The sequence below is a fragment of the Streptomyces deserti genome (assembly GCF_054782695.1).
Genome location: NZ_BAAGRZ010000001.1, coordinates 119,485 through 137,491, shown reverse-complemented (window position 1 = coordinate 137,491; position 18,007 = coordinate 119,485). Strand labels below are relative to the sequence as shown.

Sequence of the window (18,007 nt, the reverse complement as noted above, 5' to 3'; positions counted from 1 at the left end):
ATCGTCACAACAGGTCGGAACAACAGACAGAGACGGGCGCTCGGGCGTCCACGGGAGGGGTTCACTCTATGGCGGCGCAATTCGGCAGGAGGCTGCGCAAGGGGGCGGCAACCACCGCCGTGGCCGCGGCCGCGGTCGCGGCCCTGTCCGCCTCTCAGGCGCCTGGGGTGACGACCGACAGCCACGGCAGACAGACCGCCTCGGACGCCACCCCCTCACCCGAAGCGAACGCCGAGGGCAGCGCGACCGGCAACTCGCCGTACTACACGGACCTGCCGCCGCTCAACAGCCCCAGCCCGTCACCGACCACCGGCACCACCCCCGCCGTACCGGGCACGACCGAGGCGGGCATCCCCGCGACCGTCCTCGACGCCTACAAGAAGGCCGCGGCCGCACTCGGCGAGTCCAAGCCCGGCTGCAACCTGCCCTGGGAACTCCTCGCCGCCATCGGCAAGGTGGAGTCCGGCCAGGCCCGCGGCGGCCGCGTGAGCGCCGACGGCACCACGCTCTCCCCGATCCGCGGCCCGCAGCTCAACGGCGACGGTTTCGCGAGCATCAGGGACACCGACAACGGCGCCTACGACGGGGACAGCGCGTACGACCGTGCCGTCGGCCCCATGCAGTTCATCCCCTCCACCTGGGAGTGGGCGGGCCGCGACGGCAACGGCGACGGCAAGGAAGACCCCAACAACATCTACGACGCCGCGCTCGCCGCAGGCCACTACCTGTGCCGCTTCGGCTGGGACCTGTCCGTCCAGGCCGACCTCAACCGCGCGATCCTCAGCTACAACAACTCTCAGGACTACCTCAACACGGTCCTGTCGTGGCTGGAGTACTACCGCAGGGGCAGCCACGAGATCCCCGACGGCACCGGCACGCTGCCCGTGGACCGCAGCGACGACGAGGAGAAGGCCAACCCCAAGCCGTCGCCCCAGGAGCCCAGGACGCCGGGCACGAAGCCGCCGAGCAGCGACAAGCCCAAGGACCCCGGCACCTCTCCGAGTCCCAAGCCGCCCACACCGCCCACGCCGGGCTCACCGAGCCCCACCCCGCCGGCCACCCAGACCCCCACCGACACGGTGGACCACCTGGAGGACGCGGGCACCGCCAAGCTCACCGCGATGGCCGGAGACGCGTTCTCCTCGAGGATCAGCACCCGGGCCGAGACCGAGGCCGGCAAGGCCGTCGGGAAGGTGCGGATCCGCTTCACCATCGTCGGCGACACCGACGCGACCTTCACCGGCGGCGAGAGCGTGGCCACGGTCGTCACCAACAGCTCCGGTGTGGCCGTCGCCCCCGCCCTGCGCGCCGGTGAGAAGACGGGCGACTTCACCGTCCGTGTCACCGTCGTGGGCCGTGCGGTCCGGGGCCTGGACTACACGGCCACCGTCACCGAACGCGCCGCCGACACCCTCGTCCGCACCAGTGACGCCCCGCTGACCTGCACCCCCGGCGGTGAGTTCGCGGGCCGGGTCGAGGTGAAGGCCACGTACAAGGGCGCCGTCGCGGACAAGGTCGCGGCCACCGCCACGCTCATCAAGTCGGCCGACGACCCGACCGTCAACGACAAGGGCCCCTACTTCAAGGACGCCGACGGCAAGGCCGTCCGCACCCTGACGGGCCTGCGGACCGACGCCGCCGGCCTGCTGAAGCTGCCGCAGCTGTACGCGGACGACACCACCGGCACGTTCCTGCTCCGCATCACCACCGCGGGCGGCGCGGTGCTCACCGTCGAACTGACCGTGGCGGCGGCCGAGACCTCGTCACCCAGCCCGTCCACGAGCGCGTCCACGAGCCCGTCGGCAAGCCCCAGCGCGTAGCACTCGGCGGTCCTCCGTACACCTGCGTACACCTGCGCACGTCTCCCTACGACGACGGCGCCCCTCCCGGCCGGAGGGGCGCCGTCGTTGTGTGTGCAACGTGTTCTCATCTCCGCCGCCCGTTGCTACGGTGCCGGACCTGACGACGTATCAGCTCATGCCCGTGGGGAGGCCCCGCATGCGCGCCCTGATCGCCGCCGCGACCGGTCTCGCCGTCGCGTTCGCCCTGGTCCTGACGATGACCGCCCTCGGCTCCCCCTCGGGCGAGACGTCCCCCAAGCCGCTGCTGACGACGGTGCCCGCACACCCCTGACCGCCCGCCCGCAAGGGAGGCCGCCATGCGCCGCAAGGCCAGCCTGGTCCTGCTCGCCCTCGCCGTGTTCTGCACGGCGCTGTCCCCGCTGCTGCGCTGGTACGCCTACCCGCGCCTGGTCAAGGTCCCGGCGCACCAGTACCAGGACATGGTCCTGGAGGCGAAGGACGCCACCCTCCTCGACTACGGCACGATGCGGGCCAGGAAGGTACCCGAGGTCACCATCGTGCAGACCCTCAGGGGCAACGTGGAGGCCTCCGAACGCGTCGAGAAGACGACGGACCGCGATGTGGTGGTCTGGGACGGCCTGTCCTATGTCGTGGGCCCCGACGGGAAGATGGTGTCGAAGATCCCCGAGCGTTACATCTTCGACGCCCACACCCAGGAACCCGTCCACGCCGCCGGCGAGATGGTCGACGGCGATCCCGTGAAACGGGAGGGCGTCGAGTTCAAATGGCCCTTCCGCACCGAGAAACGGGACTACGCGTACTTCGACGCACAGGCGCGCGTGACGGCCCCCATCCACTACAAGGGCACCCAGAACTTCCGCGGCCTGGAGGTCTACTACTTCGAACAGACCATCCCCTGGACGAAGGTGAAGTTCCCCAAGGCCCTGCCGGTCGAGGGCCTCACCCCCGAGTCGGTCGCGCGGACCGGCACGACCCGCTGGTACACCACCGTCCGCAAGTTCTGGGTCGAACCGCTCACCGGAGCCCCCGTCTACGGCGAGGAGATCCACAAGGAGGAACTGCGCGGCGGCACCCTCCTCGGCGACCGCGACAAGGTCACCGCGTTCGCGGGCCACGTGAAGATGCGCGAGGACTACATCCGGCACACCGTCGACCTGGTGAAGTCCCAGCGCGTCCTCATCCTCCTCATGACGTCGTACCTGCCGTGGGGCTTCCTCACCCTGGGCGTCCTGCTGCTGGCTCTGTCCCTGTACCTGGAGGCCCGCGGCCGCCGCGCCGGCCCCGCCCCCGCGCAGGCCGCGGAACCGGCCCCGGTCAGCGCCTGAGCCGGGCGTTGGTGTGCCGCGTCGGCTCGGCGGACGCCGGGTCCTCGGGCCACGGATGCTTCGGATACCGGCCGCGCAGCTCGGCCCGAACGCCCCGGTAGCCGTCCTTCCAGAACGAGGCGAGGTCGGCGGTCACCGCGGCGGGCCGCCCGGCGGGCGAGAGCAGATGCACGAGCAGCGGCACCCCGGCGACTTCCGGAGACTCCTGGAGCCCGAACATCTCCTGCAGCTTCACCGCGAGGACGGGCTGCGCCGGGTCCGAGTAGTCGACCCGGATCCTGGACCCGCTCGGTACGTTGATCCGCTCCGGAGCGAGCTCGTCGAGCCGCGCGGCCTCCCCGGAGGCCCAGGGAAGCAGCCGGCCGAGCGCCTCCCCGGCGTCGAGGCGGGCCAGGTCGCCCCGCTTCCGCGCCCGGCTCAGCTCCGGCTCCAGCCACTCCTCCGCGCGCGCGTGCAGCGCGTCGTCGGAGACGTCGGGCCAGGGCTCACCGAGGTGGAGATGGAGAAAGGCGAGCCGCTGCCGCAGGACCTCCGCCTCGGCCGACCAGCGCAGCAGCCCGAGACCCTCCCGGCGAAGCCCTTCGAGCAGCGCGGCCCGTACGAGGCCGGGGTCGGCGTCCTTCAGCGGACGCACCGCCAGCTCGACGGCCCCCAGCCGCACGACGCGCCGCGCGACGACATCCCCGTCGCCCCAGCGCACCTCGTCCCGCACCTCGAGCAGCGATCCCGCCGCCAGCCGGGCGACCTCCTCGTCGACGACCGCGCCGAGCTGCACACGCGCGTGCCCCCGACCGACGGGCCGGTCGGCCACGGCGACGGCGATCCAGGGAGCACCACGCAACTGCGTTCCTTCCCCGAGCTCGGCCCGGGTCCCGGAGACCATGAGATACGACCCGCCGTCGGCCTTGGCCACGCGCTCGGGAAAGGCGAGAGCGGCGACGATCCCGACGAGCCTGTCCTCCGAGGCAGAGTCATGGGCGGCCGGGTGGGAGAACTCCGAAGCGAGGGCCCGCAGGCGCCGTACTTCCGCCCGCCACCGCCCTGAGTAGGCATCACCCCCACGCCGCGCAGCCCGCAACGCACCGGCGAGATCATCCCCGTACTCCCGCGGAGGCTCCTCGCTGAGCAAGGCAACCACCTCGGCGACACCACCGGAGGCACCCGCGTCCAGCAGCGCCCGACCGAGCCGAGGGTGCACCCCCAACCGAGCCAGCCGCAGACCCCGCTCCGTGGCCCGGCCGACGGAGTCCACCGCCCCGATGGCCGTCAGCACGGCCCGCGCCGCCGCCATCGCCCCACCCGGCGGCGCGTCCAGCAACGCCAGCCCGGACGCGTCCGGATCGCCCCAGCACGCCGCCTGAAGGGCGAACGCCGTCAGGTCGGCCACCTTGATCTCGGGGGAGGGGAAGCGCGGCAGACGCGTGTCCTCGGCCTCCGCCCAGCACCGGTACACCGCCCCCGGCGCCTCACGCCCGGCCCGCCCCGCCCGCTGCCGCCCGGCCGCCTGCGACGCCCGGACCGTCGTCAGCGCGCTCAGCCCGCGCGCGTGATCCACCCGCGGCTCCCGGGCGAGCCCCGAGTCCACGACCACCCGCACACCCGGCACCGTCAGCGACGACTCGGCCACGGACGTCGCCAGCACCACCCGGCGCCGCTCCCCGGGAGCCAGCACCGCGTCCTGCACGGCCGCCGGCGCCCGCCCGTGCACCTGAAGCACCTCGACGTCCCCGAAGCCGGCCAGATCCCCCAGCTGCCCGGCGACCCGGGCGATCTCTCCGACCCCGGGCAGGAAGCACAGCACGTCGCCTTCCCGCTCGGCCAAGGCCCGCCGTACCACCGACGCCACATGCGTCAGCAGCGCCGGATCGACCCGCATCCCGTGCGGCGGCCGTACGGGACGCGCGGGCGGCGCCCACACCACCTCGACCGGATGCGACGCGCCCCGCGCCTCGACCACCGGCGCCCCGCCCAGCAGCCGCGCCCACCCCTCGGCGTCGGTCGTCGCCGACGCCGCCACCAGCCGCAGCTCCGGCCGCAGCGCCTCCCGTACGTCCCACAGGAACGCGGCCGCCGTGTCCGCGTCCAGATGCCGCTCGTGGCACTCGTCGAGGAGGACGACGTCCACACCGTTCAGCTCCTGATCCCGCTGCAGGCGCTGCAGCAGCACACCGGTGGTGACGACCTCCACGCGCGTGTGCCGCCCGACGACCCGCTCCCCGCGCACGGTGTGGCCGACGCTCTCGCCGGGCTTCTCGCCCAGCAGCCACGCCATCCGGCGAGCCGCCGCCCGCGCCGCGATCCGCCGCGGCTCGGCGACGACCACGCGCCGCTTCGGTCCCTCCCCGAGCAGCCCGGCCAGTACCAGCGGCACCAGGGTCGTCTTGCCGGTGCCGGGCGGCGCGACGAGCACCGCGGTCCCGTGCGCGTCCAGGGCGTCGTTCAGACCGGGCAGGGCATGACGTACGGGCAGGGCGTCCAGGGCGTCGTAACGGATCACGCCCCTAGTGTCGTACGCCCTGCGAAGCAGCCCTCACGCGCGCGTGCCCCGGTACGGCTGTACCGCTGGTTCCGCTAATCCCGCTCGCACACGAAGATCGCCGTCCCCGGGATCAGGCTCCCGCGCAGCGGCGACCAGCCGCCCCACTCGGACGTGTTCCAGGCCGGCCACTCCGGCTCCACCAGGTCCACCAGCCGGAAGCCCGAGGCCACGATGTCCCGGACGCGGTCGCCGAGCGTCCTGTGGTGCTCGACGTACACCGCCCGGCCCTCCTCGTCCTGCTCGACGTACGGCGTGCGGTCGAAGTAGGAGGACGAGACGCTCAGCCCCTCCGGCCCCGGCTCGTCCGGGAACGCCCAGCGGATCGGGTGGGTGACGGAGAAGACGAAGCGCCCCCCGGGGCGCAGCACGCGCCGCACCTCCCGCAGCACCAGGCGCGGGTCGGCGACGAAGGGCAGCGCCCCGTACGCCGAGCACGCCAGGTCGAAGGAGCCGTCCGAGAAGGGCAGCGCGCCCGCGTCGGCGCACACCAGAGGGAACGGCCCGCCGATGCGCAGCGCGTGCTGGAGCTGCCGGTGCGAGATGTCAAGGGCGACCGGGCGGGCACCCTGGGCGGCCAGCCAGCGCGAGCACTGGGCCGCGCCGGCGCCGATCTCCAGGACGTCCTTGCCCTTCAGCTCCTCCAGCGGGCCGAGCAGCTCCGCCTCCACCTCGTCCAGACCCTCGGGGCCCCACACGAAGCGGTCGTCGCCGAGGAACGTGCCGTGCTCGACCTGGTACTCGTCCGCGTTGCGGTCCCACCAGCCCCGGTTGGCCCGGGCGCTTTCCGTGACGTCCGCGTCACGGCGGGTGGCCTCCGGTTCGGGCGCATCGGGCTCTTGGATGATCGGCTCCTTCGTCGTACTCTTCCGTCCAGCCTGTCCCGGTCGTGCCCTGTAAGGGACTTCGCGGGGTCCGCGTGACCTCGGGAGGAAGGACTTGTGCCGGGAATGCGGCGATCCGCCCCGGGTGGGCGGCTTCGCGCATTGACCCTGCCCGGCTGCCCCCGTATGCTACAAGTTGCGCTGCGGGCCTGCGCACCTCAGACGTAGCAGGCTGCGCTCGCATCTGTTGTATGTCCCCTCGGTTGTCGAGGCGCCATCACCGGATCTCCTGGTGGGGCGCTTCCTTGGCTGTCCGGCTTCTGCAGAGCGAAACGGGCTCCAGCGTGAGCAGTACCTACGACTCAATGTCCGTACCGGAGCCCTTTTCCACATGACGAGCAGCACCGAGACCACCGCTTCCACCCCGCAGGTAGCGGTCAACGACATCGGTAACGAGGAAGCATTCCTCGCAGCGATCGACGAGACGATCAAGTACTTCAACGACGGCGACATCGTCGACGGCGTCATCGTGAAGGTCGACCGGGACGAGGTCCTGCTCGACATCGGTTACAAGACCGAAGGTGTGATCCCGAGCCGCGAGCTCTCGATCAAGCACGACGTCGACCCGAACGAGGTCGTCGCCGTCGGTGACGAGATCGAGGCCCTGGTTCTCCAGAAGGAGGACAAGGAAGGCCGCCTGATCCTCTCGAAGAAGCGCGCCCAGTACGAGCGTGCCTGGGGCACCATCGAGAAGATCAAGGAAGAGGACGGCATCGTCACCGGTACCGTCATCGAGGTCGTCAAGGGTGGTCTCATCCTCGACATCGGCCTCCGTGGCTTCCTCCCGGCTTCCCTGGTCGAGATGCGCCGCGTCCGCGACCTCCAGCCCTACGTGGGCAAGGAGCTCGAGGCGAAGATCATCGAACTGGACAAGAACCGCAACAACGTGGTCCTGTCCCGCCGTGCCTGGCTGGAGCAGACCCAGTCCGAGGTCCGCCAGACGTTCCTCACCACCCTGCAGAAGGGTCAGGTCCGTTCCGGCGTCGTCTCCTCGATCGTCAACTTCGGTGCCTTCGTGGACCTGGGTGGCGTCGACGGTCTGGTTCACGTCTCCGAGCTGTCCTGGAAGCACATCGACCACCCGTCCGAGGTCGTCGAGGTGGGCCAGGAGGTCACCGTCGAGGTCCTCGACGTCGACATGGACCGCGAGCGTGTCTCCCTGTCGCTGAAGGCGACCCAGGAAGACCCGTGGCAGCAGTTCGCCCGCACCCACCAGATCGGCCAGGTCGTGCCCGGCAAGGTCACGAAGCTGGTTCCGTTCGGTGCGTTCGTCCGCGTGGACGAGGGCATCGAGGGTCTGGTCCACATCTCCGAGCTGGCCGAGCGCCACGTGGAGATCCCGGAGCAGGTCGTCCAGGTCAACGACGAGATCTTCGTCAAGGTCATCGACATCGACCTCGAGCGCCGTCGCATCAGCCTCTCGTTGAAGCAGGCCAACGAGGCGTTCGGCGCCGACCCGTCGGTCGTCGAGTTCGACCCGACCCTGTACGGCATGGCCGCGTCCTACGACGACCAGGGCAACTACATCTACCCCGAGGGCTTCGACCCGGAGACCAACGACTGGCTGCCGGGTTACGAGAAGCAGCGCGAGGAGTGGGAGCGCCAGTACGCCGAGGCGCAGGCCCGCTTCGAGCAGCACCAGGCGCAGGTCATCAAGTCCCGCGAGGCGGACGCCCAGGCTGCCGCCGAGGGCGGCGAGGCCGCCGCTCCGGCCGCGTCCGGTGGCGGTTCGTACTCCTCCGAGGGCCCGGACAACTCCGGCGCGCTGGCCTCGGACGAGGCGCTGGCCGCGCTGCGCGAGAAGCTGGCCGGCGGCCAGAGCTGAGCGCACGCCGCTAGGCACTAGCCGATGACTGTGGGCCCACCCCTTCAGGGGTGGGCCCACAGTCGCGTTCCCGGCCTCCTACGGTGAACGGCGGACGTTCCCGGTCTTCTCCGGTGAGCGGCGCACACGGACAGCGGCGGACAAAGATCGCGTCGGCCGGGAATGCCCGTGCCGTGCATCACGTTGTGGAGTACGAACACAAGGAGGAGCGGTCACTGTGCTTGATCCGCAGGGTTTGTACGCATGGGAGCCGAAGGGCCTGGCCGTGGTGGACATGGCACTCGCCCAGGAGTCGGCCGGCCTTGTCATGCTCTACCACTTCGACGGATACATCGACGCGGGTGAGACCGGCGACCAGATCGTCGACCGGCTGCTCGACTCGCTGCCCCACCAGGTCGTCGCCCGCTTCGATCACGACCGGCTCGTCGACTACCGCGCCCGCCGCCCGCTGCTGACCTTCCAGCACGATCGCTGGACCGAGTACGAGGACCCCGCCATCGAGGTGCGGCTCGTCCAGGACACCACCGGAGCGCCCTTCCTGCTGTTGTCCGGCCCCGAGCCGGACGTGGAGTGGGAGCGCTTCGCCGCAGCCGTACAGCAGATCGTGGAGCGGCTCGGCGTCCGCCTGTCCGTGAACTTCCACGGCATCCCGATGGGCGTCCCGCACACCCGTCCCGTCGGCCTCACCCCGCACGGCAACCGCACCGACCTCGTCCCGGGCCACCGCAGCCCCTTCGAGGAGGCCCAGGTGCCCGGCAGCGCCGAGTCCCTCGTCGAGTACCGCCTCATGCAGGCCGGGCACGACGTGCTGGGCCTCGCCGCACACGTGCCGCACTACATCGCCCGCTCCCCGTACCCGGACGCGGCGCTGACCGTCCTGGAGGCCATCACGGCGGCGACCGGACTGGTCTTGCCCGGCATCGCGCACGCCCTGCGCACCGACGCCCACCGCACCCAGACCGAGATCGACCGCCAGATCCGCGAGGGCGACGAGGAGCTCACCGCACTCGTCCAGGGCCTGGAGCACCAGTACGACGCCGCCGCGGGCGCCGAGACGCGGGGCAACATGCTCGCCGAGCCCGTGGAGATCCCGTCGGCCGACGAGATCGGGCGCGAGTTCGAGCGGTTCCTGGCGGAGCGCGAAGGCGACAACTGAGTCCGGGGAGGCCTGGCCTGTGCCCCGTCGGTGGCAGGGCCTAAGCTTCCGCTCATGCTGAAGGTGGGCCTGACCGGCGGAATCGGCGCCGGCAAGAGCGAGGTGTCCCGGCTGCTCGTCGAGTGCGGAGCGGTGCTGATCGACGCGGACCGCATCGCCCGCGAGGTCGTCGCGCCCGGGACCCCCGGTCTCGCGGCGGTCGTCGAGGCCTTCGGCACGGACGTGCTCGCCCCGGACGGCAGCCTGGACCGGCCCAAGCTCGGCTCCATCGTCTTCGCCGACCCGGAGAAACTCGCCGTCCTCAACTCGATCGTGCACCCCCTGGTGGGCGCCCGCTCCCGCGAACTGGAGCAGGCCGCCGCCGGGGACGCCGTCGTCGTCCACGACGTCCCGCTCCTCACGGAGAACGGCCTGGCACCGCTGTACGACGTCGTGATCGTCGTAGAGGCGAGCCCCGAAACCCAGCTCGACCGGCTCGTACGGCTGCGCGGCATGACCGAGGAGGACGCCCGGGCACGGATGGCCGCGCAGGCGACGCGCGAGCAGCGCCGGGAGATCGCCGACATCGTCATCGACAACGACGTACCCCTGGACGAGCTGGAGCGCCGCGTCAAGGAGGTGTGGGCCGAGCTCGTCCGCCGAGCCCATGCCTCGCCTCCGCCGCCACAGGAATAGCCGCCTGTTGCGGGGCGTTGAACGCCCCCAGCGAGGGAAGGACTGTGCCGTGCCCGAGACCAGCGGACCGACCGGACGTACTCCGGAGACGCACGTCATCGACTTCCGTGCCGCCGAGCAACTGCTCGCCGCACGGGACCCGCGCGGCGCGGTGAAGCTGCTCGACGGCGTCATCGCCGCACACCCGGAGAACACCGCCGCGCGGCTGCTGCGCGCGCGTGCCTTCTTCGCGGCGGCGCAACTGCGGCCCGCCGAGCTGGAGTTCTCCATCGTCCTGGAGCGCGAGCCGGACAACGCGTTCGCGCACTTCGCGCTCGCCCGCACCTACCAGCGCCAGGGACGCCCCGCCCAGGCCAGGCGCCACTTCCGCCTGGCGGCCGCGCTGGATCCGAACCCCCAGTATCTGGAGGCGGCGCGGTTCGACGCGTGAGCGCGCGCCCGCACGACAGGCTCAGGGGCGGTCCTCCGGTGGTCCCGGTGGCGGCGGTACGTCGCTGCCCGGCGGGCGGTACAGCGGTACGTCGCTGCGCCGCGGACGGTGAGGCGGCGCGCTGCGCTCGTCCACCGGCCGGTACGGCGGGACGTCGCGGCCCGGCTGGTAGTGCGGGCCCTGGCGGATGTGCCTGAGGATCACGGCCATGTCGATCGTGACGACCAGCCACAGCACCCCGCAGGCGGCGGCCCAGCCGGGCCGGCCGGCAAGCGCGAAGGCGACCGTTCCGAAGACCGCCCAGACGAGCCCCCACACGCTCAGCCAGAACCGCGTGCGCAGCGCACTGCGCGCGGTCCTCGGCTCACTGCCCGTACGCATCGGGATCACCACTCCTGTTTGAAACGTACTCTTCGATGCGCACGTTCACCAAAGGGCGCGGACACGCACAGGAGGGGGAACAAGCCATGCTGCCGGACGCCGACGAATTACCCGAAGTGCTGCTGGACCTCGCGGTACCCCACGAGGACATCAACGACCTGGTCGCCCTGCGGCGGACGCTCGTCGCGGACGCCGGGGCCATGCGACTGCTGCGGGAGTGCGTCGACGAGCTGGTGCGGGACATCGGGGAGATCGGCGGGAAGACCGGCGGCGACGCGCCGTTCGGGAACCTCCTCGCCGAGGCCCCGGCGCCGCTCGGCCCCTACTTCCCCGCGTACGTGTTCGTCGCGGCGCTGCCGCACACGCGCGCGTACCACCGCGAGCGCGGCATCCCGGCCGACGTCACCCGGCGCACCCTCGCCGACCTCGGACGGAACATGGCCGGCCACCGGCGGCGGCACGGCACGGGCGGAGTACAGGCCCCGCAGTGGCTCACGCACCACTTCCGCGGGGAGCTCTACCAGCTGGGCCGGCTGCAGTTCGAGCGGGCGCGGCTCGGGCGGCGCACGGGGCGGGCGGTCGCGGCGGCCGGACTGGACGTGACCCCGGGTGCGCCGTGCCTGAACCTGCACATACCCGACTTCCGCGGGCCCCTGTCACCGGCCGCCTGCGACCGTTCGCTGACGCTGGCCCGCGCGTTCTTCGCCCGGCACTTCCCGCAGGAGCCGTACCGGGTCGCGGCGTGCCACTCCTGGCTCCTCGACCCGCAGCTGAAGCGGTATCTGCCCGCCGGCTCCAACATCGTCCGCTTCCAGGAGCGCTTCCGGGTCGCCCACGAGGAGACGGAACCGGCCGACACCGAACCGGTCCGGTTCGTCTTCGGGAACCCGGACCTGCCGGTGGCGAGCCTGCCGAGGCGGACCTCGGTGGAGCGGGCCGTGGGGGACCACCTGCGGGCGGGCGGTCACTGGTACGTGGGGCACGGCTGGTTTCCTCTGTAGTGCGGTGGGCGCTCCGCCGGTCTCCTGACCGCCCGCCGGGTTCCTCGTCACTCGGTCGGGTGAACCCGTGTCGGGTGGGAACGGGTGTGCGGAGACGGTCCGTTGGAGGGGCATGGAGCTGAACATGCGTGAGGGGTACGAGGGGACGGGACCCGGGGCGATCACCCCGGACGGCTGTGCGGTGGAGCTGTACTCGCGGCTGCCCGTCGCAGACGAGCCGGACATCATCGCCGCCGCCGTGCCGGCGGGTGCGCGGATCCTGGAGCTGGGCAGCGGCGTGGGGCGTATGACGCACGCCCTGCTGGAGCGGGGGTTCACGGTCACGGCGGTGGACGAGTCCGCCGAGATGCTGGAGCGGGTGCGCGGGGCGCGGACGATATGCAGCCCGATCGAGGACCTGGACCTGGGCGAGACGTTCGACGTGGTCCTGCTCGCGTCCTTCCTGGTGCACGTAGGAGATGCCGAGGTGCGGCGGGGGATGCTGCGCACCTGCGCACGGCACGTGGCGGAGGACGGCTGCGTGCTCATCCAGCGGGAGGGCGAGGACTATCACACGAACGTGCCGCGCGAGCGGGTCGATCCCAGAGGCTTCACCGTGCGGATCGTGTCGGCGGAGCCGGTCGGCGACGGGGTCGACTCGGTGCGTGCGGAGTACGTGTTCCCGGACGCGATCTGGACACAGACGTTCCGGGCCCGGCCGTTGACGAAGGAGCAGTTCGAGGAGGCGCTCGGGGAGGCGGGGCTGAGGGTGGACCGGTATCTGACGCCAGATGGGGTGTGGGTGCGTGCGGTGGCGGCGGGCGGGAGGAACGCGAGGCACTGAACGGGCCTGTGCGGCGGGGAAGAAACCCCCGGCGACCTCGCAGGAGGCTGCGCCGTCTCTGGAGGAGCCTGCGGCGAATCCGCGGGAGGGCACGGCAATCCCGGAGGTGGCAGCGGCGATCCTCATGCGGCATCCGCCGCTCGCGGCGGTGGTGACGGACTTCTGCGGGAGGCTGGTGGGGGAGAGCAGGGAGACGCCGTATCCCTGGAGAGCGTCCGGCGGGTCCTGGAAGCAGACGGGGTGCGAAATTCCGCCCGGAAGCGATGAGTTCCGCGGCACGGGCCGGTCTACCTGTGTGACCGCATCACGGACCGCATCACACAGGAGAGCACCATGTCCGAGACCACCGCCCGCGTCGCATCCGTAGCCTCTGCCGCCGCTGTTTCGTCCGGCACCGTCTCCTCAGGCACGGTCGTCACCGAGTCCGCGACCGCCCGCGGGCGGCGTGCCCGTATCGCGCTGCGCGGACTGCAGGTGCTGCTCGCCCTGTTCTTCGGGATCGCGAGTGCCCTGCCCAAGCTGATCGCGCACGCGTCGGCCGTCGAGTCCTTCGACAGGATCGGCTGGGGCAGCGCGGGCATGTACACCATCGGAGCCCTCGAACTGGCCGGAGCCGTGGCCCTGTTGGTCCCGGTGCTGCAGTCGGCGTCGGCGATGGCGCTGAGCGCGCTGATGGTGGGCGCGTTCGTCGTCCAGGTCACCGTCTTCGACGGGCAGTACGCGGCGACACCGCTGATCCTGATCGTGCCGCTCGTCCTCATCGCCTGGGCTCGGCGGGGGCACAACGCGGATCTGCTGCGGCTGGTGCGCCGACGCGGGTGATCGTTGATCGTGCAGTACGGCGTCGGCGGTGTCCGGGAGGGCCGAGGGGCCCGTCCCGGACACCGCCGTGGCGGACTCCATCACGGGTGATGGGTGTGGCCGTCCCGGCCCACCGGATCAGGGCGCGCCCGCCAGACTAGTGCCGCATCAGGCAACGTTCGCCCTGTCGACCACGGCTCGTAGCCACTGGTCGTCAGCGTGGCGGTTTCCCCAGATGATGTAGCGGCGGATGATGCTGCCTTGTTCTTGTGGCGGGTGTGGTCGGTGCCGTCGAGGGCGAAGTAGCGCAGGGCAGTGAACTGGGCCTCGATGCGGTTCAGCCACGAGGAGTTGGTCGGTCGGGGTGCAGGCAATCTCGACGTTGTTGGCCTCGGCTCAGTCGCCGACCCGGGTGTCGCGCCGCGTGGTCAGGTGCGGCGAGAAGTTGTCGACCACGATACGAGGCGGACCTCGGGCGGATAGAGGTTGCGGCGGTCCTGTCCAGGGCACGAACAGGTGCCGGACCCCGTGCGGGCGGGTGTAGGTTGCCCGTCGTCGGGGTCTGGGCTCGCGATCGGGGTCCTTGTGCCAGCCGCCGCGCTCGGCCCACTGCCGGCCTGGGTGCGGCTGGAGGTTGAGCAACGGCAGGCCGTGCTCGGCCGGTCGGGACTTGGCGATCTTGTTGATCTCCCGGCGCTCGGGCAGCGTGAAGGTCTTCGGCCGGCCGCCCCGGTACTGGGGACATAGGGAGTCGAAGCCGTCGGCGTTGAAGTTGTGGATCACATCGCGGACCCGATCCGCGCTGGTGAAGGTCGCCTCGGCGATCTTCCCGACGGGCAGGCCCTGCGCAGACAGCAGCACCATCTGGGCCCGCCGCCAGGTCACCACCGAGCGGTGCCGCGGCGGAGGATCCGCAGCAGCCGTCTGCCCTCATCGTCGTCGATCTCGCGGACGCGTACTCGTTCTGCGGCCCGCACAGCCTGACGGTCGTTCAGGCTCAGGGGGCGAAACCGGCTTCGTTCACGTCTCGGGGACAGCGTCTGTCCGTGCCGTTCGGCAGCGGCAGTGTGCAACGGCTCCGGGGACGCCCGGCACAGACGGCACCGTGGTGTAACAGTGCCCGGCGCATGCAGACCCGCGGCCACCGGTCCAGTCCATGGGCCGCCTCGCGCTCGCGGATCTTCCGCAGACCGGGAGTAAGCCTGCTGTCGTCCATGAGCTGAAAACCACAGCGTGCGTAGTAGGGGGCGTTCCACGGGACCTGGGTGAACGTGGTGAGGGTCAGGGCAGGTGCACCCTCGCTCCTGGCGTGGGCCGACAGATGTTCCAGCAGCAACCGGCCGACACCGTGGCGTGAGCTGTCCGGGTGCACTGAGACCTGCTCGACGTGGAGGTTGCCGTCGACGCGGTCGGCGATCAGGTAGGCGACCGGGGCGTCGGCGTCGTTGGCCGCGCCCCAGGCCCGCCCGGCGTGGTGATAGCGGGCGAGCTCACCGAGCGGGAGCGGCTCATCCTCGGCGATCTCCGGCATGCCGATGTCTCGGAAGCACTGCCCAGCGGCCCTCTCGATGTCCTGGAGGGCGGGCAGTTCGTCCAGGCGCACGGCTCGGATATGCATGGACGCATTCTCCACAGCACGCCGGATGGTGCCACCGATTAAAGGGGCCTGTGACGGCGGTCTACCGGTGGTGACTGCGCGGCGCAGGCGCGCATCGACAGGGCCGCGCGGTGCTCACGCCGGATGCGCGCCTCTCACATCACAACAGGGCGAACGTTGCCTGATGCGGCACTAGGGCGCGGCTGTCGGACGAGGGTGGGGTCGCGGATGAGCCGTGCTCACGGCCTCGGTTTGCCGAATCCTCCTCCGGGGCCGGCCAGGCCGCGCAGGCGTTCCAGTTCGCGGCGGTCCCGCTTGGTCGGGCGGCCGGCGCCGCGGTCGCGGATACCGGCCGGGGCGACGGCCTCGCGGGGCGGGGGCGGCGGAGAGTTGTCGATGTAGCACTGCGCGGCCACAGGGGCGCCGACCCGCTTGCGGATCAGCCGTGTGACGACGAGGATCCGCTCCCGGCCCTCCTGCCGCACCCGCACCTCGTCACCGACGCGGACGGCGTGCGCGGGCTTCACGCGCTCGCCGTTCAGCCGGACGTGGCCGCCCCGGCAGGCAGCGGCAGCGAGGGAACGGGTCTTGAGCAGGCGTACGGACCAGATCCAGCTGTCGATGCGGACGGTCTCACCGTTCTGCGGACCGGCTGCTTCAGCGGCGGCCACCGCTGCGGCGATCTTCGGATCCATGGCCTTCGAGTCCATGGCCTTCGAGTCCGTGGCCTTGGAGTCCTTGGTCTTCGAGTCCGTGGGCTTCACGTCTTCAGTCCGTGCGCCAGTCTGCGCGACTTCGGCCTGTGCGGCGTCGGACTTCGACCCCTCGGCCCCGGTCTTCGCGCCGTCGCTCCTCACGCCCCCGGCCGTCGTCTGCCCGGTCGTCGTGTCCCGGGTCGCCGTGTCCCGGGCCCCGCCCGTCTCCTCGTGCTCCACGTTCTCCGCGCCCTCAGCAGCCATGTCTCCGACCTTAGTCCTCCCCTTCGGCCGACCGTACGGGGATTACGGTCGGCGGTGTGACCTCCAGGATCGTCGCCGTGCCGACGGGCGGTCGGCCCTCGTGCATGGTGACCTCGTCACCGGGCGCCAGATGCCGCCGCCGGTCGGGGCTGAGGGGAGCCAGCCGGACCGTCGCGCTCTCGCCCGGCGCCAGCCAGGCCGCACCCTCCACCCACAGCGGCGCGACGTACAGCTCCAGCTCACCCCCCGGCGTGCGACGGCCGATGTCCCACGCGGGCCTGAGCTGCCCCTGCCCCGCGAGCGCGGTCCGACGTCCGTCCTCCTGCGTCCTCAACAGGCTCAGCCTGGCTCGGACGGTGCCGTGCCGGACCTCCCAGGCCCGCCAGCTGCACCACTGCGCGCTGTACTCCAACCTCATCTGACGCGCCGCCTCCTCGAGAAGTGCCCAGAAGGCCTCCGGAACGGGATGGGCGTCCCCGAACTCCATCAGCAGGTCCAGCACGAACTCCCACTCCTGCTGCCGCTGGTACTCACGCACGTCGTCGACCGACGCGCCGATGTCCGTACGGACATCCCGAGGGAGCAGGTCGGTCGCCCGTCGCAGGAGCGTGAAGGCGTCGTCCATGCCGGGCATTCTCCCTCCATCGTTGAGTCGGGCTGATCCAGCAGATCCAGCAGATCCAGCAGATCCAGCAGATCCAGCAGATCCAGCAGATCCGGAAGACCCAGAAGATCCGGAAGCCGTGCCTGCGGCCTACCGTGGAAGCCATGGATGCCAACGCCGTCCCTGGTCTCCCCGGTCTCGACCGGCGTATCGCGGGCTGCCGGGCCTGCCCGCGGCTGGTCGCCTGGCGGGAAGAGGTGGCTCGTACCAAGCGCGCCGCCTTCGCGGACTGGACGTACTGGGGCCGCCCGGTGCCGGGCTTCGGGCCGGCGGACGCCCGGCTGCTGATCGTCGGGCTCGCTCCGGCCGCGCACGGCGGCAACCGTACGGGCCGGATGTTCACCGGTGACCGGTCCGGGGACGTCCTGTACGAGGCGCTGTACGACGTCGGCCTCGCCTCGCAGCCGACGTCCGTGCACGCCGACGACGGCCTGGAACTGTACGGCGCACGCGTCACCGCGCCCGTGCACTGCGCCCCGCCCGCCAACAAGCCCACCCCTGCGGAACGGGACACCTGCCGGCCCTGGCTCGTGCAGGAACTGCGGCTGCTGCGGCCGACGCTGCGGGCCGTGGTCGTGCTCGGCGCCTTCGGCTGGCAGGCCGCGCTGCCCGCGTTCGGGGAGGCGGGCTGGACCGTGCCGCGCCCCCGCCCCGCCTTCGCCCACGGCACCCATGTGGACCTCGACGGACTCGATCTCTTCGGCTGCTTCCACGTCAGCCAGCGCAACACCTTCACCGGGCGCCTCACCCCAGCGATGCTGCGTGAGGTGCTGCGCACGGCGGCGGAGGCGGCCGGGCTGGGAAAATGAGGCGCCGGTGACGTCGTGGGGGCGTCAAGAAGCTGGTGCGACGGAGGAGGATCTTCATCCGGTCGTCGCGGAGGCCATCACCGAGTCGTATTTCACGGAATGGGGCGCCCGCGCCGATGGCCTCCCAGTGGATTTCACGTACGTGAGGTCGATGGATTCCCAATTCTGACCACGCGGAATTGGGCCTGCTGCAAAAGCTGTTGTGTGAGCCGGAGCACGATAGTGGTCATCAAGGCAAGCTTGTTGCCACCAGGGCTTCCGAACAGAGATCCAGGCGGCCGTGCGAGAGTTCCTTACCAGGGTCGGGGACAGTTCGAC

The 18,007-nt window shown here is 71.4% G+C and carries 16 protein-coding genes and 2 pseudogenes; 11 read left to right on the top strand and 7 right to left on the bottom strand.

All coding sequences use genetic code 11. The annotated features are described in order from the left end of the window. Positions 1 to 68 precede the first annotated feature (68 nt). The 3 genes from ACYVMZ_RS00660 to ACYVMZ_RS00650 all read left to right on the top strand — a co-directional run bounded on the left by ACYVMZ_RS00660 (position 69) and on the right by ACYVMZ_RS00650 (position 3,148). Positions 69 to 1,820, top strand: coding sequence for a lytic transglycosylase domain-containing protein (locus ACYVMZ_RS00660; RefSeq protein WP_461074296.1), 1,752 nt, complete (start codon positions 69 to 71; stop codon positions 1,818 to 1,820). 178 nt (positions 1,821 to 1,998) lie between these two features. Beyond that, the gene (locus ACYVMZ_RS00655) at positions 1,999 to 2,133 is read left to right on the top strand and encodes an SPW_0924 family protein (RefSeq protein WP_461074295.1); all 135 of its coding nucleotides are present in this window, start codon (positions 1,999 to 2,001) and stop codon (positions 2,131 to 2,133) included. Between the two features lie 25 nt (positions 2,134 to 2,158). Then, entirely contained in the window at positions 2,159 to 3,148 is a 990-nt protein-coding gene (locus tag ACYVMZ_RS00650) for a PorA family protein (protein ID WP_461074294.1), read from the top strand. Here the strand turns inward: ACYVMZ_RS00650 and hrpB are convergent. Both hrpB and ACYVMZ_RS00640 read right to left on the bottom strand, forming a co-directional pair. Beyond that, positions 3,138 to 5,645: an ATP-dependent helicase HrpB gene (gene hrpB, locus ACYVMZ_RS00645; protein ID WP_461074293.1), complete on the bottom strand. Its 2,508-nt coding sequence runs from the start codon at positions 5,643 to 5,645 to the stop codon at positions 3,138 to 3,140. The two genes, ACYVMZ_RS00650 and hrpB, sit on opposite strands and share 11 nt — an antisense overlap. Before the next feature lie 74 nt (positions 5,646 to 5,719). Further along, the gene (locus tag ACYVMZ_RS00640) at positions 5,720 to 6,532 is read right to left on the bottom strand and encodes a class I SAM-dependent methyltransferase (protein ID WP_461076261.1); all 813 of its coding nucleotides are present in this window, start codon (positions 6,530 to 6,532) and stop codon (positions 5,720 to 5,722) included. Between the two features lie 367 nt (positions 6,533 to 6,899). On the opposite strand from ACYVMZ_RS00640, the gene rpsA reads away from it, so the two are divergent. The 4 genes from rpsA (at position 6,900) to ACYVMZ_RS00620 (ending at position 10,654) form a co-directional block, all read left to right on the top strand. Beyond that, positions 6,900 to 8,393: a 30S ribosomal protein S1 gene (gene rpsA / locus ACYVMZ_RS00635; RefSeq protein WP_461074292.1), complete on the top strand. Its 1,494-nt coding sequence runs from the start codon at positions 6,900 to 6,902 to the stop codon at positions 8,391 to 8,393. 217 nt (positions 8,394 to 8,610) lie between these two features. Then, entirely contained in the window at positions 8,611 to 9,549 is a 939-nt protein-coding gene (locus ACYVMZ_RS00630) for a PAC2 family protein (protein WP_461074291.1), read from the top strand. A gap of 54 nt (positions 9,550 to 9,603) precedes the next feature. Then, complete coding sequence (gene coaE / locus ACYVMZ_RS00625) at positions 9,604 to 10,224, top strand: dephospho-CoA kinase (RefSeq protein ID WP_461074290.1); 621 nt, start codon at positions 9,604 to 9,606, stop codon at positions 10,222 to 10,224. A 49-nt stretch (positions 10,225 to 10,273) separates the two neighbouring features. Beyond that, positions 10,274 to 10,654, top strand: coding sequence for a tetratricopeptide repeat protein (locus tag ACYVMZ_RS00620; protein WP_461074289.1), 381 nt, complete (start codon positions 10,274 to 10,276; stop codon positions 10,652 to 10,654). 21 nt (positions 10,655 to 10,675) lie between these two features. Here ACYVMZ_RS00620 and ACYVMZ_RS00615 read toward each other — a convergent pair whose 3' ends face one another. Continuing rightward, entirely contained in the window at positions 10,676 to 11,035 is a 360-nt protein-coding gene (locus ACYVMZ_RS00615) for a DUF6343 family protein (RefSeq protein ID WP_461074288.1), read from the bottom strand. 86 nt (positions 11,036 to 11,121) lie between these two features. On the opposite strand from ACYVMZ_RS00615, the gene ACYVMZ_RS00610 reads away from it, so the two are divergent. The 3 genes from ACYVMZ_RS00610 to ACYVMZ_RS00600 all read left to right on the top strand — a co-directional run bounded on the left by ACYVMZ_RS00610 (position 11,122) and on the right by ACYVMZ_RS00600 (position 13,681). Beyond that, a complete protein-coding gene (locus ACYVMZ_RS00610) occupies positions 11,122 to 12,036 on the top strand; it encodes an acyltransferase domain-containing protein (RefSeq protein ID WP_461074287.1) in 915 nt (304 codons plus the stop codon). Between the two features lie 124 nt (positions 12,037 to 12,160). After that, positions 12,161 to 12,859, top strand: a complete 699-nt coding sequence (locus ACYVMZ_RS00605) for a class I SAM-dependent methyltransferase (protein WP_461074286.1) — start codon at positions 12,161 to 12,163, stop codon at positions 12,857 to 12,859. 333 nt (positions 12,860 to 13,192) lie between these two features. After that, a complete protein-coding gene (locus tag ACYVMZ_RS00600) occupies positions 13,193 to 13,681 on the top strand; it encodes a DoxX family protein (protein ID WP_461074285.1) in 489 nt (162 codons plus the stop codon). A gap of 147 nt (positions 13,682 to 13,828) precedes the next feature. On the opposite strand, the pseudogene ACYVMZ_RS00595 reads toward ACYVMZ_RS00600, so the two are convergent. The 4 genes and pseudogenes from ACYVMZ_RS00595 to ACYVMZ_RS00580 all read right to left on the bottom strand — a co-directional run bounded on the left by ACYVMZ_RS00595 (position 13,829) and on the right by ACYVMZ_RS00580 (position 16,850). After that, positions 13,829 to 14,637, bottom strand: a pseudogene (locus ACYVMZ_RS00595) (helix-turn-helix domain-containing protein). Positions 14,638 to 14,774: 137 nt separating this feature from the next. Then, positions 14,775 to 15,278, bottom strand: a pseudogene (locus ACYVMZ_RS00590) (GNAT family N-acetyltransferase); the annotation flags it as partial. Positions 15,279 to 15,496: 218 nt separating this feature from the next. Beyond that, entirely contained in the window at positions 15,497 to 15,967 is a 471-nt protein-coding gene (locus ACYVMZ_RS00585; protein WP_461076259.1) for an RNA-binding S4 domain-containing protein, read from the bottom strand. A 259-nt stretch (positions 15,968 to 16,226) separates the two neighbouring features. Further along, complete coding sequence (locus tag ACYVMZ_RS00580) at positions 16,227 to 16,850, bottom strand: hypothetical protein (RefSeq protein WP_461074284.1); 624 nt, start codon at positions 16,848 to 16,850, stop codon at positions 16,227 to 16,229. A 134-nt stretch (positions 16,851 to 16,984) separates the two neighbouring features. Here ACYVMZ_RS00580 and ACYVMZ_RS00575 point away from each other — a divergent pair, with 134 nt between their 5' ends. Continuing rightward, positions 16,985 to 17,689 carry a uracil-DNA glycosylase gene (locus ACYVMZ_RS00575; RefSeq protein WP_461074283.1) on the top strand — a complete coding sequence of 235 codons (705 nt, stop codon included), beginning with the start codon at positions 16,985 to 16,987 and terminating at the stop codon, positions 17,687 to 17,689. Positions 17,690 to 18,007: the final 318 nt, after the last annotated feature.

Excerpts from the sequence above, each read along its gene's own strand:
- ACYVMZ_RS00575 (WP_461074283.1), top strand. The coding sequence starts at position 16,985 with ATGGATGCCAACGCCGTCCCTGGTCTCCCCGGTCTCGACCGGCGTATC.
- ACYVMZ_RS00600 (WP_461074285.1), top strand. The coding sequence starts at position 13,193 with ATGTCCGAGACCACCGCCCGCGTCGCATCCGTAGCCTCTGCCGCCGCT.
- ACYVMZ_RS00585 (WP_461076259.1), bottom strand. The coding sequence starts at position 15,967 with ATGGACTCGAAGGCCATGGATCCGAAGATCGCCGCAGCGGTGGCCGCC.
- rpsA (WP_461074292.1), top strand. The coding sequence starts at position 6,900 with ATGACGAGCAGCACCGAGACCACCGCTTCCACCCCGCAGGTAGCGGTC.
- ACYVMZ_RS00660 (WP_461074296.1), top strand. The coding sequence starts at position 69 with ATGGCGGCGCAATTCGGCAGGAGGCTGCGCAAGGGGGCGGCAACCACC.
- ACYVMZ_RS00580 (WP_461074284.1), bottom strand. The coding sequence starts at position 16,850 with ATGCCCGGCATGGACGACGCCTTCACGCTCCTGCGACGGGCGACCGAC.
- ACYVMZ_RS00610 (WP_461074287.1), top strand. The coding sequence starts at position 11,122 with ATGCTGCCGGACGCCGACGAATTACCCGAAGTGCTGCTGGACCTCGCG.
- coaE (WP_461074290.1), top strand. The coding sequence starts at position 9,604 with ATGCTGAAGGTGGGCCTGACCGGCGGAATCGGCGCCGGCAAGAGCGAG.
- ACYVMZ_RS00650 (WP_461074294.1), top strand. The coding sequence starts at position 2,159 with ATGCGCCGCAAGGCCAGCCTGGTCCTGCTCGCCCTCGCCGTGTTCTGC.
- ACYVMZ_RS00605 (WP_461074286.1), top strand. The coding sequence starts at position 12,161 with ATGCGTGAGGGGTACGAGGGGACGGGACCCGGGGCGATCACCCCGGAC.
- ACYVMZ_RS00615 (WP_461074288.1), bottom strand. The coding sequence starts at position 11,035 with ATGCGTACGGGCAGTGAGCCGAGGACCGCGCGCAGTGCGCTGCGCACG.
- ACYVMZ_RS00655 (WP_461074295.1), top strand. The coding sequence starts at position 1,999 with ATGCGCGCCCTGATCGCCGCCGCGACCGGTCTCGCCGTCGCGTTCGCC.